The 16,541-nt window shown below is 68.6% G+C and carries 8 protein-coding genes; 4 read left to right on the forward strand and 4 right to left on the reverse strand.

All coding sequences use genetic code 11. The features are described 5' to 3' along the window. Window positions 1–158: 158 nt before the first annotated feature. Together ABZ883_RS07560 and ABZ883_RS07565 are read right to left on the reverse strand one after the other, a co-directional pair. On the reverse strand, window positions 159–1,805 hold the full coding sequence (locus ABZ883_RS07560; protein ID WP_360903094.1) for a phosphonate degradation HD-domain oxygenase: 1,647 nt from the start codon (window positions 1,803–1,805) through the stop codon (window positions 159–161). A gap of 117 nt (window positions 1,806–1,922) precedes the next feature. Continuing rightward, on the reverse strand, window positions 1,923–2,369 hold the full coding sequence (locus tag ABZ883_RS07565) for a MarR family transcriptional regulator (RefSeq protein WP_360903097.1): 447 nt from the start codon (window positions 2,367–2,369) through the stop codon (window positions 1,923–1,925). Between the two features lie 101 nt (window positions 2,370–2,470). On the opposite strand from ABZ883_RS07565, the gene ABZ883_RS07570 reads away from it, so the two are divergent. After that, a complete protein-coding gene (locus tag ABZ883_RS07570; RefSeq protein WP_360903100.1) occupies window positions 2,471–3,436 on the forward strand; it encodes a zinc-binding alcohol dehydrogenase family protein in 966 nt (321 codons plus the stop codon). A 22-nt stretch (window positions 3,437–3,458) separates the two neighbouring features. On the opposite strand, the gene ABZ883_RS07575 is transcribed toward ABZ883_RS07570, so the two are convergent. Beyond that, window positions 3,459–4,163 (reverse strand): TMEM175 family protein, encoded by a 705-nt coding sequence (locus ABZ883_RS07575; RefSeq protein ID WP_360903103.1) that lies wholly within the window; start codon window positions 4,161–4,163, stop codon window positions 3,459–3,461. A gap of 427 nt (window positions 4,164–4,590) precedes the next feature. On the opposite strand from ABZ883_RS07575, the gene ABZ883_RS07580 reads away from it, so the two are divergent. The 3 genes from ABZ883_RS07580 to ABZ883_RS07590 all read left to right on the forward strand — a co-directional run bounded on the left by ABZ883_RS07580 (window position 4,591) and on the right by ABZ883_RS07590 (window position 16,122). Next, on the forward strand, window positions 4,591–8,820 hold the full coding sequence (locus ABZ883_RS07580; protein ID WP_360903106.1) for a LamG domain-containing protein: 4,230 nt from the start codon (window positions 4,591–4,593) through the stop codon (window positions 8,818–8,820). A gap of 193 nt (window positions 8,821–9,013) precedes the next feature. Further along, a complete protein-coding gene (locus ABZ883_RS07585; RefSeq protein ID WP_360903109.1) occupies window positions 9,014–15,733 on the forward strand; it encodes a polymorphic toxin-type HINT domain-containing protein in 6,720 nt (2,239 codons plus the stop codon). Further along, a complete protein-coding gene (locus tag ABZ883_RS07590; RefSeq protein WP_360903112.1) occupies window positions 15,727–16,122 on the forward strand; it encodes a hypothetical protein in 396 nt (131 codons plus the stop codon). The genes ABZ883_RS07585 and ABZ883_RS07590 overlap by 7 nt, the downstream gene beginning before the upstream one ends. Window positions 16,123–16,238: 116 nt before the next feature. Here ABZ883_RS07590 and ABZ883_RS07595 read toward each other — a convergent pair whose 3' ends face one another. Then, window positions 16,239–16,523: a helix-turn-helix transcriptional regulator gene (locus ABZ883_RS07595; protein WP_360903115.1), complete on the reverse strand. Its 285-nt coding sequence runs from the start codon at window positions 16,521–16,523 to the stop codon at window positions 16,239–16,241. Window positions 16,524–16,541: the final 18 nt, after the last annotated feature.

A 16,541-nucleotide genomic window follows, 5' to 3' on the forward strand; every position in this document is an offset into this window, starting at 1 on the left:
GCGCGCTCAGCCCCCACGCACCCGCACTGGACCCACGGGCCTTGGGGCAGCTCAAGCTGCACGGGCGCGGGTCCGTGCCGGCTGGGGGCGCGGGGAACTGCGCGACCAGCCACCCACGCACCCACACCCGACCCACCCGGCGAACCGGCACCGCAACCTCAGCCGCGCATCAGCGCGGTAAGCAGCGGGACGAAGTGCTCGAACGCAGGCGTGAAGGCCTCCGGGTCCTTCGCCGCCTCGTCCCAGCGGCGGACGGCGACCGCGTCGGCCGCGCCCGGGAGGGCGGCGAAAACGGCCGCCTGCTCCGGGGTCATCGGGCCGCCCTGGACCGCCAGCGTGTGCTTGGAGGCCTCCGACAGCCGGTCGTAGTACTCCGGCTCCACCGCGCACAGGTAGCGCTTCGCCGCGACGTGCAGCCGCACCGGCTCGGTGACCTCGGGCCCGAACCAGCGGGCCAGCAGGTCGGCGCCGGTGTGGCTGTGGCGGTTGTCGGTGCCGTCCATGAGGTCCTGGCCGGTGACCTCGCCGGCGAAGTGCCCGACGTCGTGCAGCAACGCGGCCGCCACCAGGTGCGGCGGGGCGCCTGCGGCCTCGGCGCGAGCGCCCGCCTGGAGCATGTGCTCGGCCATGGAGACTGCCTCGCCCAGGTACTCCGCCGATCCCGCCCCGGCGAACAGCTCGGCCAGCGGCTCCACGGTGTCCGCGCGCCGCAGCACGGCCAGGCTGCTCGCGAGGCCGTCGAGGTCGGCGTAGCAGCCCTGGAGGTGGCGCGCCCCGTCCTGGGCGAAGGCCGTGCGGGCGTGCAGGAGGCGGGAGTTGTCGAAGACCAGGCAGTCGCCCGGCGACAGGCGGAAGTTCAGCTGCAGTTCGGGGCGGAGCAGCAGCTCCGCGAAGGTGCGGTACGCCGCGTAGAAGGCGTCGAGCTCGGCGGCCGGCAGCCGCAGCGCGCTGATCGAGCGGTTGTTGAAGCGCACCTCCCGCACCCGGCCGAGCCCGTCGGTGCCGATCAGGGGGCGGTCGGCGCGCAGTTCGGTCCCGGCGTCGCGGAAGACGAACGGCACGGGCGTCCGGCTGAGGACGGCGAAGGCCTCCGGGTCCTCGCGGCGCAGCAGCGCGGCCGCGGCGAAGCCGTCGACGAGGCCGGAGTCGCCGCCCTCGGCGTCGTTGACCAGGCAGTGCAGCAGCTGGATCGTCGGGACCGGGTCGCGGTACGGGTTGTCGGTGTGCGGCGTGATGGCGACCGAGGTGAAGGCGAGGTTGTTCGGGTCGGGCTCGACGCGCACGTCGAAGAGCTTGCCGTAGTTGGTCTCACGGACGAAGCCGAACGTCTCGGCCACGGCGAGCACCTGCTCGTCGCGCTCGGGCACCTTGTGCAGCAGCATGAAGCCGAGCCGCAGGACGGACTCCAGCAGGCGCGCCCGCAGGCCCGGTTCGGCGATGTAGGCGTCCCAGTCGGCCTCGGGCAGCCGCCCGGACAGGTCGCGGGCCTTCCACAGCTCCTTGCCGTCCTCGGTGCGCCGGTCGCCGTACGAGGTGCCGCCGGGCCGGTGGGCCGTGAGCCAGCTGACGGGGTAAGCCGAGCGGTGCCCGTCGGGCGCCCAGACGACCTCGATCGCGGGCTCCCCGGCGGGGCCGGTGACGTCGGTGGCATCGGTTGCCGTCTCGACGCGGAGCCCGGCGGGCAGCGCGCCGATCTGGAAGAGCTTCTGGCCCGACCGCGGGTCGCGGCAGTCCGTGCAGGGGCAGTTGTCGCGCAGCCACATCGCGGGCAGCTCGGCGACCGGGAAGACGGTCAGGGGGGTCATGCTCACTCCTCGGCGAAAGTTGTATAGCCAACTTCCCCGACCGTCACAGGGCGACACGACCCCGCGGTGACCGCGAGGTGTCCGTGGGGCGAAGCCCCGCCGACCCGCCGGACTCGGTCACTTTCCGGCAGCACGCAGGAGCTTTGTGCTCACGGCGCGGATCGCCGAGCGCTCGCCGGACGTGAGGGCGTCGGTCAGCGCGGCGATGTGCTCGTCCATCTCGGCGGTGCACTGCTCCGCGAGCCGCCGCCCGAGCGGGGTGAGGGCGACCAGGACGCCGCGCCCGTCGTGGGGCGAGGGCAGCCGCTCCACCAGCCCGCGCTTCTCGGCGCGGCCGACCAGTCCCGTCATCGAGGACTTGTCCAGGTCCAGGTGGCGGGCCAGTTCGAGCATGCCCGGCCGGCGGTCGCGCAGGATGCCGAGCAGGTGGATCTGGACAAGGGACAGGTCGTGCCGCGCCGCGACGCGTGCCAGCGTTCCGTGGACCAGGAACGACAGTTGGACGAGCGCGTCGGTCGTGTTCGTGGGGCCGTCGGTGAGGTCCGGTTCGCGCTGCTCGGTCATGGCTGCCTCCGCTTGACTTGGTACGTGACGCAAACTACTTTGAAAGTGGTACGCGATACAAACTATATGCGCCCGCCCCTCCCACCTCTCTGGAGGCCGTCATGCACGCAGCCGTCGTCCACTCCTTCGACGCACCGCCCCGCTACGGCACCGTCGCCGAACCCGAGCCGCGCGGGGAGCACGAGATCCTCGTCGACGTCCTGGCCGCCGGGCTCCACCCCCGGGTGCGCTCGGGAGCCGACGGCAGCCACTACACCTCCGAGGGCGTCCTGCCGCTGGTCCCCGGTATCGACGCGGTCGGCCGCACCCCGCAGGGCGAACTGCTCTACTTCGTCGCCCCGGACGGGGTGGCCGGCACCATGGCCGAGCGGGCCGTGGTCGACCGCCGCCGGGCCGTCGGCCTGCCCGCGGGTACCGACCCGGTGGCGGTGGCCGCCGCGATGAACCCCGCGATGTCCTCCTGGGTCGCCCTGCGCCGCCGCGCCCCCCTGCCGTCCGGCGCCTCCGTCCTGGTCCTGGGCGCCACCGGCAGCGCCGGCCGGCTCGCCGTCCAGGTCGCCAAGCACCTCGGCGCCGCTCGTGTCGTCGCCGCCGGCCGCGACCCCGGACGCCTCGCGCTCCTCCCCGGTCTCGGCGCCGACGAGACCGTCCCCCTCCTCGGCGACCCCGAGCAGACCGCCGGCCGGCTCGGGCGCGCCGCCGGCGACGTCGACGTCGTCCTGGACTACCTGTGGGGCGCCGCCACCGAACACGCCCTGCCCGCCGTGCTGAGCGCCCGCGCCGAGCGTGCCAAGCCCCTTGCCTGGGTCCAGATCGGCTCCGTCGCGGGACCGGACATCACCCTGCCCTCGGCCTACCTGCGCGGCGCGAACCTGCGGCTCATGGGCAGCGGCCAGGGCTCCGTCAGCACCGCCGGCATCCTCGCCGAACTCCCCTCCCTCGCGGGCCTCATCGACTCCGGCACCTTCGCCCTCGACACGCTGCCGGTCCCGCTCTCCCGGGTCGAGCACGCCTGGACCGCCCCGGAGGCCCCCGGACAGCGCACCGTGCTGACCCCGGACGCCTGACTCGCCCGACGTACGACCGGGGTCAGCGCCTGAAGGCGCCGAGGAGCCGGCCGGCCGGTCCTTCCCGTAGGCCCTCGCTGGTGAGGGCGTGATAGAGGATCACCACGGCGATGCAGGCCACGCCGACGGCCGGGCCGACGAACCACCCCCCGACCCCGCAGACCACGTACAGCACGAGACCGGTCAGCGGCCGGATCCGCTGCGCCCGGAGGTAGGCGGTCGGGACGCCGGGCTCCAGCAGGTCCGGGTGGTGGCACAGGTACGAGAACACCCCCCACCACGGTGCCGACATGACGGCGGCGACCAGGGCGTAGAGCACGACGGCGACCCGCTGGTCGTCGGTGCCCCCGCCCTCGGCCACGGCGTCCCCGAGCACGGAGGTGGGAAAGGGCACGATCACGGTGCTGAACAGGATCGCGAGGTTGATCCACAGCAGGCCGCTGTCCATCCGGCGGATCCGGCGGAAGAGCGCGTGGTGGTTGAGCCAGATGACGCCGACGTACACGAACGAGACCACGAACGCCACATAGGCGGGCCACCGCGCGAGCAGGTCCGACGCGAGGTCGCCGGGCCGGATGTCGTGGTCGTAGAGATCCAGTACGAGCAGTGTGATCACGATGGCGAAGACGCCGTCGCTGAAGGCCTCGACCCGGCCGGTGTCCGACAGGCGCATACCGTCCTTGCCGGACGGATCCGACGCATGGTCACCATGGTGTTGGCCCGTCATGCAAGGGATCTTACGGACAGGTTCGCGGCGCGCCGGGCGCGCCGCGAACCGTCGCCCGGGTGATCCGGTCCGTGCCGACCAGGAGTGCCCGTCGCAACGTCGCGGGGACCACGCCGGACGGATCCTCCCAGGTCGGACGGGGCTTCACCTCCGATTGGCCATCCACCGGACCTCGCCCATTCGCCGCACGTTCAGGCAGGAAAAACGGGATGTTCACAATTCCTCTTCCTGATCCGGTCATGGCCCTTACAGGTCACCGCGTACCGCCGGTTGGCCGTTGACCGTCCGAAGAGGCCCAGGGTTTGATCAGCCGCTGCTGTGTAGATCTTGTGAGTCCAGGGTGGGGGATATGAAGTGGGACAAGTCACGCCGTGCTGACGGCGTGAAGCCGGGCACGGCGAAACGTTGGACATCTGCCGCTACGTCTTTGGCGCTCCTTGCTGCGCTGCCGGCTCTGGGGTTCTCCGCCCCGGCCGCGCAGGCGGCCGCGCCGGCGAAGACCCCGGTGGCGGGGACGGCCTCCGAGCACGCCGCCTTCAGCCAGGCGGCGCGCTCGGGCAAGAAGGTGGAGATCGCCTCCCTCCGGGGCGAGACGAGTGAGACGTACGCGCTGCCGAACGGCAATTTCGAGGCGGTCGAGCATGTGCGTCCGGTCCGCGCACGGGTGGACGGCGCGTGGAAGCCGGTCGACACCGGCCTGGAGAAGCGCGCGGACGGTTCCGTCGGGCCGAAGGCGGCCACGATGGACATCGCCTTCTCCGGCGGCGGCGACAAGCAGCCGCTGATCACCCTGGGCCGGGCGGGAAGGACCCTGTCGCTGTCCTGGCCGACGGCACTGCCGGAGCCGGTCATCGACGGCAGCACCGCCACCTACCGGTCGGTGCTCAAGGACGTCGACCTCCAGGTGAAGGCGAGCGTCGACGGCGCCTCGGAGGTACTGGTCGTCAAGACCCCGCAGGCGGCGACCGACCCGAAGCTGGCCGAGCTGAAGCTCGCGATGGACGCGGACGGCATGGACGTGCGTACCACCGCCGACGGCGGCCTCGAGGCCGTCGACAAGGGTGCCGGCGGCCCCGTCTTCGTGGCGCCGCGGCCCGTGATGTGGGACTCCGCCTCGGCCCCCGCCGCCCCGGCCGCCGCCGCGCGGTCGGCGAAGGCGGCCGTGGCCGACGCTCCCGCCAACCCCGCCGACGGCCCGGACTCCTCCGCGAACGTCGCCCCGATCGCGGTGAGCGTGCCCGCGGCCGACGACCAGCTCGTGCTCAGGCCCGACCAGGGGCTGCTGAAGAAGGCCACGTTCCCCGTCTTCATCGACCCGCAGTGGTACAGCCCCAAGGCGTCCAACTGGACGTTCGTGTCCCGCTTCTGGGCTTCTTCCCCGCAGTGGAAGTTCAACGGCAACCCCGATTCCGGAATGGGCTACTGCGCGGATGACGTGCGGTGTGCTCCCGCAGACCTGAAGCGGATCTTCTACACGATTCCGACGTCGAAGTTCGCCGGCAAGTCGATTCTGTCGGCGACGTTCGTGGCCAACGAGACGTACTCCGACAGCTGCACCAAGTCCGACGTGCAGTTGTGGCGTACCAAGGGTGTCAACTCCTCGACCACGTGGAACACGCAGAACAACGACAGCTTCTGGATCGACCTGCAGCAGACGCTCAGCGAGGCGAAGGGCTGGGGCAGTAAGTGCCCCGGCGGAACCGTCGAGTTCTGGGCGGCGCGTGCGGTGCAGCAGGCGGCGGCCAACGGATGGTCGACCACGACGTTCGGCCTGCGGGCGAAGGACGAGAACTCCTCCTCGGGATGGAAGCGCTTCTCCGACGACGCGTTCCTGCGGGTGGAGTACAACCGTCCGCCGACGCAGATCCGGACGTCGCAGCTGACGCAGGACCCGGGTGGCGCGTGCTCGTCGACGACGAAGCTGGTCCGCACACTGCCGACAATCCGTGCCAACGATGTCACCGACCCGGACGGCGACAACGTCGCAGTGCAGTTCCAGGCCTCGTGGGATGCCGGTGACGGCAAGAAGTACGCACCGCACTGGACGTCCGCTACGACGACGTACAAGAAGTCGGGATCGGACTTCTCGATCAAACTGCCGACGAACTTCCCCAAGAACACGAAGGTCGGCTGGCATGTGCGCTCGTTCGACAGCGCGCAGTGGTCGCCCTGGAGCGACGCGGGCTCGGCCGTCGACTGCTTCACGACGTACGACCCGAGCGCGCCCGCGGGTCCCTCCATCACCTCCACGCAGTACCCGGCTTCCGACGCGGAGGATCCGAACGACCCCTGGTTCGACGGTGTGGGCCGGTACGGCACGTTCACCATCGACTCCACCGCGACAGATGTGGTGAAGTACTGGTTCGGGATCAACGGCAATCCCACCAGCGCACACACGCTCACGACGACCGCAGGAGCGGCGCAGAGCACCAAGTTCATGCCGACGAAGTCCGGCGTCAACTTCATCACCGCCCAGGCCTTCGACGCGGCAGGCAACGGCAGTGAGATCCGCACCTACCAGTTCCGTGTCAACGCCGGTCAGCCGGATCGGCTGAACATGAAGCTCAACGAGGCCGCCGGTGCGACCACGGTCGGCGGCTCCGGCGGCGAGTGGCCGGCCCAGCTGTACGGTGGAGCGACGCCGGGCGGCGACGGCGTGTCCGGTCACGGCCTGCACGTCGACGGCGTCGACGACTACGCCGCCACGGTCTCACCCGTTCTGAACACCGGAAAGGGCTTCTCGGTGTCGGTCTGGGCGAAGCTGCCCGCCGACTACCCCGGCGGGGCCGCGGTCGCCATCTCGCAGGCGGGTGCCAACACCAGCGGCTTCGAGATATACTACTCGTCGGCTATGGGCGGTTGGCAGCTGCTGCGGCACTCGGTGGACGCGCAGGGTACGGCCACCATCCGGGCATCGCAGCCGGCCTGCCCGGCGGGTGACACCGCTTGCGCCGCCGCCCGCCTGGGGACCTGGACCCACTTGACAGGCGTTTTCGACAACACCGCCAAGGAGCTGAGGCTGTACGTCAACGGGGCCTTGGCCGGCTCCGCGGCGTTCACCACTCCGTGGGACGCCCGCGGGCGGACGATCCTGGGTGCCGCACAGCACTACGGTGTGGTCGGTAGCTGGTTCAGCGGTGATCTGGACGAGGCCCAGCTCTTCGACTACGCGGTGACGCCCACGCAGATCTCCAAGCTGTACGCCAAGCAGCCGGTGAGCACCGGTCGTCCGGCCAAGCTGGTCTGGCCGCTGGACGAGGATGCGAGCGCGACCTCGGTCGTGGGCCGTGCACAGCAGGTGAGCGCCACCGTGGACGGTGGAACTGTTCTGGGGTCGGCCGGTGTGGACGGAACGGCGGCCACATTCGACGGCGTCGACGACGGGATCACCACCAAGCAACCGGTCCTGGACACCTACCAGAGCTTCGCGGTCTCACTGTGGGCCCGACTCCCCAAGGACAAGCCGCAGACTGCGATGACGGTTGCCACGCAGAGTGCGACGAACACCTCGGGTTTCGAGCTGTATCACTCGTCGGCACTGGGCGGCTGGGTGTTCATGCGCGCCAAGGAGGACATGGCCGGCGCGGAACTGGTGAGGGCGCAGCAGAACGCATGTGATCCGAACGTGAACTGCGCGGCGGCCCGGCTCGGGGAGTGGACGCACGTTGTGGGCGTGTACGACCTCGATGCCGCACAGATGCGGCTGTACGTCGACGGCGTCTTGAAGGACACGCAGCCGTTCACCACTCCGTGGCTGGCCACGGGGCCGGTCATGCTCGGGTACAAGTCCACGGGTGGTGCCCGCTTCCAGGGCGACCTCGACGACGTGAGGATGTTCGACCGAGCTCTGTCCGACGACGAGGTCAAGGACCTCAACAAGGCACGCCCGGTGGTCCAGGGCCGCTGGAAGCTCGACGCGGGCTCCGGAACGCCGGTCACCTCCCCGGACGACTCCTCGGGCAAGCGCGCGCTGACGCTCGGCGGCAACGCCACCATCGACACCTCCGGCAACTCGAACTGGGTCGGCACGGGCGGCCTGTCGCTGGACGGTGACGGCGACTACGCCTCCACCGCCACCTCGCCGGTGTCCACGGGCACCAGCTTCACTGCGGCGGCGTGGGTCAGCACCGCGGCCCGCCCCGATCACCCCGTCACGGTGTTCTCCCAGGCCGGCTCGGTCAACAGCGGCTTCTCGGTGCGCTACGTACCGAGTGCCACCGATCCGGCGAACGCCGGGCGATGGCAGCTGGCGATGCCGGGCTCGGACGTGAAGGGCGCCACGGTGGCGACGGCCGAGCACCCCAACTTCATGAACAACACGAGTTGGAACCACCTGGCCGTGGTCTACGACGCCTTCGCCGACCAGATGCGGCTGTACGTCGACGGCAACCTGCAACAGGTCGTGTGCGCCGACGACAACCAGGACGGCGACCCCGACGTGCCCGGCTGCACGGACGCGGTGTCCTGGAACTCCAACGTGCTGCCGTTCAACGCCACCGCCGGACTCCAGCTCGGCCGCGGCAAGACCGACGGCACGTGGGGCGAGTACTGGCCCGGTGTGATCGACGACGTGTGGACATTCCAGGGCGTCGCCTCCGACGACCAGATCGCCCGCCTCGCCAACGGCGAGGACCTGGCCACGGTCCCTGGGCCGTAACCAGCCGGAATCACCGCACCATCCTCCCCGCGCGGGGTGGACCCACTGGGTCCCCCCGTGCGGGGGGGGCTTCTCGAGCATGCACGGAATTCGACAGGAGGGGTGGGGAATGCGCAGGCAGTCAAGGCTTCGGTTGCGCCGCAGAATCGCGGTGGCCGTCTCCGCAGTGTTGGTGGGGACATTGCTCCAAGCCGTGGCGACGTCCACGGCGGTGGCCGACGACATGCCGGGGATCCCGGCGTCGGAGAAGCCGCTGAGCGGGCACGGGGTGGCGTCGTCGCCGCGTGGGACGGACGGTCAGCGCCGGATGCCGTTGGGTGCGCCGCGGCACGCGCTGCCGAAGGCAGGTTCGGCGACGGTGACCCTGCACGCGGGTGCGAAGGCGGCGACGTGGCGGGCGGGTTCGCTGCCGGTGTCGCTGACGACGCCCGCGGCCGGCAGGACTTCGGGCGTCATCGACGGGCGGGCGACCGTCCGCGTGCTGGATTCCGCTACTGCGCGGAAGGCCGGCGTGGACGGCCTGCTGTTCTCGGTCGGTCGTGAGCCGGGCGCGACGGGCAGCCAGGTGGGTGTGGACGTGGACACGTCCTCCTTCGCCCAGAGCTACGGCGGTGCGTACGCGTCCCGTCTGAAGCTGGTGCGGTTGCCGGCGTGTGCGGCGACGACGCCGGAGCTCGCGCAGTGTCGCACGGGTCAGCCGGTGGCTGCCCGTAATGAGGGCGGGAAGCTGTCCGCCACCACGACTCTCTCCGCCGCCGGTCCGGTGCTGTTCGCGGCGACGACGGCCGCTGCTGGCGGCACGTCGAGTGACCACGGCGACTACACGGCCAGCAAGCTGTCGTCGTCGGACAACTGGTCAACCGATCTGAGCTCGGGCAGTTTCTCCTGGTCCTACGACATGCCGGTGCCAGGTGTTCCCGGCAATTTCGCGCCCAGTGTGGGGTTGTCCTACTCATCGGGCGGCATCGACGGCCGCACCTCCACGTCCAACAACCAGTCCTCGTGGGTGGGCGACGGCTTCGACCTGTGGCCGGGTTCGATCGACCGTAGTTACAAGCCGTGTGCCGACGACGATGTGAAGAACGCGGACGGTAACAAGCCGGGTGATCTGTGCTGGGCGTACGACAACGCCACGCTGTCGTTCAACGGTCACGCCGGTGAGTTGATCCCGGACGGCACGAACTCGTTCAAGTTGAAGGGTGACGACGGCACCAAGGTCGAGCGGGTCTACGGCTCGACAAGCGATGTCCGTGGCAATGGTGCGCGTAACGACGAGTACTGGAAGGTGACGACGACCGACGGCACCCAGTATTTCTTCGGTTACAACCGTCTGCCAGGGTGGGCGTCGGGCAAGACGACCACGGATTCGACGTGGACGGTTCCGGTCTTCGGTGACGATGCGGGCGAGCCGTGCCACCAGTCCGCGTTCGCGGATTCCTGGTGCCAGCAGGCGTACCGATGGAACCTGGACTACGCGGTCGACGTGCACGGCAACGCGATCGCCTATTACTACAAGAAGGAATCGAACTACTACGCCCGGAACCTGAAGGCCGCCGACGAGACGGTCTACGACCGCGGTGGCTATGTCGATCACATTGATTACGGGCTGCGCAAGGACACGGTCTACTCGGCGAAGGCGCTGGGGCAGGTGACGTTCGCCAATGCGGAGCGGTGTCTGCCGGAGACCGGTGTCACCTGTGATGCGTCGACGATCGACGACAAGAAGTTCTACTGGTACGACACGCCGTGGGACTTGAACTGCAAGTCGGGAGCTGACTGCACCAAGGCAAGTTCTCCCACGTTCTGGACGCGCAAGCGGCTGACGGGTGTCACGACACAGGTACTGAAGTCGGACGGCACGTACGCGCCGATCGACACGTGGGCGCTGGGGCACCACTGGGGTATGGCGGACATCGACTACCAGTTGCTGCTGGACTCGATCCAGCACACGGGCAAGTCGGCGACGCCGAACATCACCCTGCCCAAGGTCACCTTCGGCTACAGCCAGGCGGCGAACCGCCTGGACATCCCCGGGGACGACACCGCGCCGTTCATCAAGGAACGCCTGTCGACGGTTGCCGACGAGTCCGGCGGGCAGATCGACGTGAACTACTCGGCGGCCGAGTGCGACGCGGACCACCTGCCCACCCCGCAGACCAACACGACGCGCTGCTACCCGGTGTTCTTCACCAAGTCCGGTGACGCGGATCCGTCGTTGCAGTGGTTCAACAAGTACGTGGTCGATTCGGTGACCGAGACCGACCGGACGAACACCTCGCCGGACATGGTCACCCGATACCAGTACCTGGACGGGGGTGCGTGGCACTTCGCCGACGACGACGGGCTGACGAAGGAGAAGTACAAGACCTGGTCGCAGTGGCGTGGCTACGGGCATGTGCGGGAGCTGACCGGCGGCCAGGACGTCATGCGGTCGCAGACCGACCACTGGTTCCTGCGCGGTATGGACGGGGACCGCAAGGGCACCTCCACCGATGACGGCACCAAGTCGGTGACGGTGTCGGACGACAACGGCGGCACGATCACCGACCACGACTCGGCGTCCGGGTTCGAGTACAAGACCGAGGAGTACAGCGGGCCGAGCGGTCGGGTGCTGAACAAGACGGTCACCACTCCGTGGCACTACACCACCGCCACCCGGGTGCGGTCCTGGGGCACCACGACCGCGAACCTGACCGGCACCGCCTCCACCCGGACCTGGACCTCGCTGGACGACGGCGTCGGCACCAAGTGGCGCACCACGTACCAGACCAGCACCCATGAGAACACCGCCGGCCGGGTCACCGTCACCGACGACTTCGGCGACACGGGCACGTCCGCCGACGACCAGTGCACCCGCACCACGTACGCCGACAACACCACAGCCTGGATCCTGACCGAGCCCTCGCGGGTGGAGACGGTCGCGGTGAAGTGCGACGCGACCCCGGACCGCAAGAAGGACGTCATCTCCGACGTCCGCACCGCCTACGACGGCCTGGCCTACAACGCCGCCCCCACCAAGGGCGACCCCACCCGGATCGCCACCCTGAACTCGCACAACGGGACCACGGCGACCTATCTGGAGTCCGGCGTCAGCTACGACCCGGTGTACGGCCGTCAGGTGAGCACCACGGACATCACGGGCACAGTCACCTCGACCGAGACCGGCACGCCCACCCGCGCCGACCGTTCCGACGGCCGCACCGCAACAGTGACCTACTCACCCACCACCGGTTTCCCCACGACGGTGAAGGTCACCACAGCACCGGCCACTGCGGGTGTCACGACAACGGCGCAGTCCACGACGACGACCTACGACACGGCGCGCGGTCTGGCGATCAGCGTGCTTGACACCAACAACCGGCGCACCGACTCCACCTACGACGCACTCGGTCGCAACCTCAAGGTCTGGCTGCCCAACCGCTCTCAGGCCAACAGCGAGACGCCGAACTACGAGTTCGCCTACTCCGTGACCGACGGCAAGGCCGTCGCGGTCGCCACCAAGACCCTGACGAATGACGGCACGCAGCGGACGGCCTACAGCATTTACGACGGTTTCCTGCGGCCCCGCCAGACCCAGGCACCCGGCCCGAACGGCGGGCGGCTGGTCAGTGACACCTTCTACGACGAGCGCGGCCTGACCTCGAAGGTCTTCGTGCCGTACTACAACACCGCGGCCCCCTCCACTGCGCTGCTCAAGCTCGATGACGCCCTGGCGGTGGAGTCCCAGAGCTGGACGACCTACGACGGCATGGGCCGGGTGGTGAAGTCCCAGCAGGTGGCGGGCAACAGTGATGGCGGCACGGTGCTGGCCACCACCAGCACGCTCTACGGCGGTGACCGCGTCACCGTGACACCTCCCGCCGGGGGTACGCCGTCGACGACTGTCACCGACGCCCGTGGCCGCACGACCGATCTGATGCAGTACGACGCCGCCACCCCCACCGGCACGCCGTCCACCACGCACTACGGCTACGACCCGGCCGGGCGTCTCACCAGCATCACCGACCCGGTCGGCAACCAGTGGACGTACACCTACGACCAGCGCGGCAACAAGACCGCCGACGACGACCCGGACAAGGGCCACACCGACTACGTCTACGACGACCGCAACCTGCTGATCTCCAGCACGGATGCGCGCAGCCCGAAGCAGACCATCAGCTACGTCTACGACGGGATCGGCCGTGAGTTGGAGACGCACGACGGCGCGGTGAGCGGGCCGCTGCTGACCAAGCACGTCTGGGACCCGACCAATTTCGAGGGTCAGCTTGCCTCGGCGACCCGCTATGTCGGAGGCGCGTCCGGGCAGGCGTTCACCACGACGTACAACGTGTACGACACGCTGTACCGGCCGAACCGTGTCACGACCACGATCCCGGCTGCCTCTCTGCCGGCGTCGGAAAGCGCGTTGGCCGGCACCTACCAGGCGAACGTCAAGTACAACCTGGACGAGACGGTCCAGTCGAGCAGCTACCCGGCCGCCGGTTCCCTGGCCTCCGATGTGCTGACCCCGACGTACGACGACATCCTGCGGCCGGTCAAGCTCACCGGCACCGGCAATGTCACCTACATCACGGACACCGCTTACAGCCTGACCGGCAAGCCGCTGCAGTTCACCTACCAGAGCGGCGGCAAGAAGACCCAGGTCACGAACACCTACCAGTGGGGTACCCAACGGCTGGACACCTCGCGGGTGGACCGTGAGGGCGTGCCCGGCGTCGACAAGTACGCCACCTACGGCTACGACCAGGCCGGCAACATCACCTCGATCGCCGACACCTCGCGCGACGGCACCGACAACCAGTGCTTCCACTACGACCACCTCGGCCGTCTCACCGAAGCCTGGGCCCAAGGCAGCGGCGGTTGCTCTTCGACGGCCGGCTCGCTGCTCGGTGGCCCGGCTCCGTACTGGGAGTCCTACACCTACGACGTCACTGGAAACCGGCGCACCGAGACCCAGCACGACCCCGCCGGCAACTCTGCGCAGGACGTCACCCGCACCTACGACTACCCGCCGGCCAAGGCACCTCGCCCGCACGGCCTGACCCAGGTCACGACGAAGACGCAGAACACCACCGAGGTCGATTCGTACTCCTACGACACGGTCGGCAACACCCACACCCGCACCATCGGTGGCGACCAGCAGGTCCTGGACTGGGACGCCGAAGGCCACCTCGCCAAGGTCACCGAAGGGTCGAAGACCACCTCGTACGTCTACGGCGCCGACGGCAACCGCCTGATCCGCCGCACCGACAACGAGACCACCCTCTACCTCGGCTCCACCGAACTCAGTCTCGCCAAGGGCGCCTCGGCGGCGAAGGCGACCCGCTACTACGACCTCGGCGGCGGCAACCAGGCCATCCGCACCGACGACGGCAAACTCTCCTTCCTCCTCGGCGACCACCACGGCACCTCCGAACTCGCCGTCAACGCCACAGACCTGACCATGCAGCAACGCCGCGCCACCCCCTTCGGCGGCCCCCGCGGCGACGCCCCGGACAACTGGCCGGGCCAGAAGGGCTTCGTCGGTGGTACCGACGACCCCGCCACCGGGCTCACCCACCTCGGCGCCCGCGAGTACGACCAGACCACCGGCCGCTTCCTCAGCGTCGACCCCGTCATGGACACGGGCGACCCGCAACAGATGAACGGCTACGCCTACACCGAGAACAACCCGGTCACCTACAGCGACCCCACCGGCCGCACTAAATGCGACGTGGAGCCGGAGCTGTGCGGGCACCACGACAACCGCTGCGACGCGGCCTGCGTCAAGAAAAACATCCACCGGGTCGACAAGGCCAATCGGGACACCGAGGAGTACTTCCGGAAGAAGCGGCAGGAGGAAGTAGAGGCGCAGCAGGAGCGCATCCGCGTTCGGGAACTACTGCAGTGTGGGGTCCCTGGATGCAGCCAATTCACGAGCAGTGATACCGCGGCAGCGTGGTGTTATCGCAACATCATTCTCTGCAAGGTAATGCAGCATGGTCCCGCGCTTGAGCGTGCTTCCCGGCAGGCTTGGGAGATCGAACAGGAATTGCTCGGGATCACGCAGTACCGGGACTGCAAGGACGGCGATATGGAGGCGTGCGTCCAACTTACAGAGGACGCAATCATCAAGTCCAAGATGCGCCTCCTGGGCAAGCTGCTCAAGCAGGTGTGCAAACGTGTGCCGAACAGCTTCCCGGCCGGCACCAGGGTCCTCATGGCGGACGGCACGACCAAGCCGATCGAGAAGCTGGAACCTGGCGACAAGGTGGTCGCCACCGACCCGGAGACCGGTGAGACGCGGGCTGAAGCGGTAACCGCCACCATTCGCACTCCCGACGACACGGATTTCACCACCATCACCCTCAGCGCCAAGGATGGGGAAAACGGCCAGACCGTCACGGCGACTGATCACCACCCGTTGTGGTCACCCAGTGAACATGCTTGGGTCGACGCCGGCTTGGTGACGCCCGGAATGACGCTCCGGACCGACGACGGCCGGACCCTGGAGATTTCCGGGGTCAGGCACTTCCATCGGCTTCAGACCGCCTACAACCTCACCGTCACTGACCTCCACACGTACTATGTGCTGGCCGGAGGTACTCCCATCTTGGTTCACAATGATGGGGGATCTCCGGATGTCAGTCGTATAAAAAATCTTCAGGGAATGCCGCTGGATGAAGTGAACGATTACCTGGAGAGTAATGGATTCACTCTTAAGAGTTGGTCCGACGGAAAGGGCGGCAACGGTGGGTACATGACCTATCAGGGCAGTGACGGAAGTAAGATCACTATCCGTGATAGCGACGGTCGAGTGACTCGCACTTCCGTCATTGATAATGGCCCCAACAAGAAGAACGGGGTTCAGCGCTGGGACGAGAACGGAAACAAGACGCTGGACCACGACCACGGAGAAAATGTCACATGCTGAATGACGAGATGCGGGCTGAATGTGCTCGTCTCAACCGATACCTGTCGGCATACGAAGGGCATTTCGTCGACGGAGTCTCATTCTTTGCATCGGGGGACAGAGACGTGCTGGAAGTGCGTCTCCTCGGAGAGGTGGACCGGCCTTCGTTGGTTTTGCATCTGGAGGGAGTGCACGCCTACTCGCTGGAGAAGCCAACGAACATGGACGGCGCGTTCCTCGACTCCCTCGCAGTGACTCACCTGCCGGCCGGTGACACTCCGTGGCCGGAAGGTGCGGAGGGGCTCTTGAAAAAGCACCCTGGGCTTCCTGACCTGTACCTCGTCCGGCTTGCTGGCCCCTTCTGGCTCGATGCGGCAGCCGGAGTCTTGACCGTGTCGGTGGCGGTCTAGGTAGTCCCACTTCAGTGCACCCACGCGGGCCTCACTCGAGAATTCGGGTGAGGCCCGCGTGATTCTGGGAACGGGAAATCGCGCAATGCCTCAGGCTGAGGGTCCCGGGACCGTTCTCAGGCCGACAGTGCCTCCCCCGCGTCCCCCGCACCCGGCTCCGCCGCCGCGCACGCCGCGACCAGGACGTCCAGGGAGATGCTGAGGGCCGCGGCCAGGGCCGCGACCGTGAAGAAGGCCGGGGTCGGGGCGCGGCCGGTCTCGATCTTGCGCAGGGTCTCCGCGGAGACCCCCGCCGCCGCGGCGACGTCCACCATGCTGCGGTCGCCGCGGGCCTCCCGCAGCAGCGCGCCGAAGCGCTCGCCGCGTTCGCGTTCCCACGGGGTCAGGGGCGTTCTCACCATGACCGTGATACTAATACC

It is taken from the genome of Streptomyces sp. NPDC046977 (genome assembly GCF_040644455.1).
GTDB lineage: Bacteria > Actinomycetota > Actinomycetes > Streptomycetales > Streptomycetaceae > Actinacidiphila.

Coding starts and splice junctions, on each gene's coding strand:
- ABZ883_RS07590 (WP_360903112.1), top strand. CDS start 15,727: ATGCTGAATGACGAGATGCGGGCTGAATGTGCTCGTCTCAACCGATAC.
- ABZ883_RS07595 (WP_360903115.1), bottom strand. CDS start 16,523: ATGGTGAGAACGCCCCTGACCCCGTGGGAACGCGAACGCGGCGAGCGC.
- ABZ883_RS07575 (WP_360903103.1), bottom strand. CDS start 4,163: ATGACGGGCCAACACCATGGTGACCATGCGTCGGATCCGTCCGGCAAG.
- ABZ883_RS07560 (WP_360903094.1), bottom strand. CDS start 1,805: ATGACCCCCCTGACCGTCTTCCCGGTCGCCGAGCTGCCCGCGATGTGG.
- ABZ883_RS07565 (WP_360903097.1), bottom strand. CDS start 2,369: ATGACCGAGCAGCGCGAACCGGACCTCACCGACGGCCCCACGAACACG.
- ABZ883_RS07570 (WP_360903100.1), top strand. CDS start 2,471: ATGCACGCAGCCGTCGTCCACTCCTTCGACGCACCGCCCCGCTACGGC.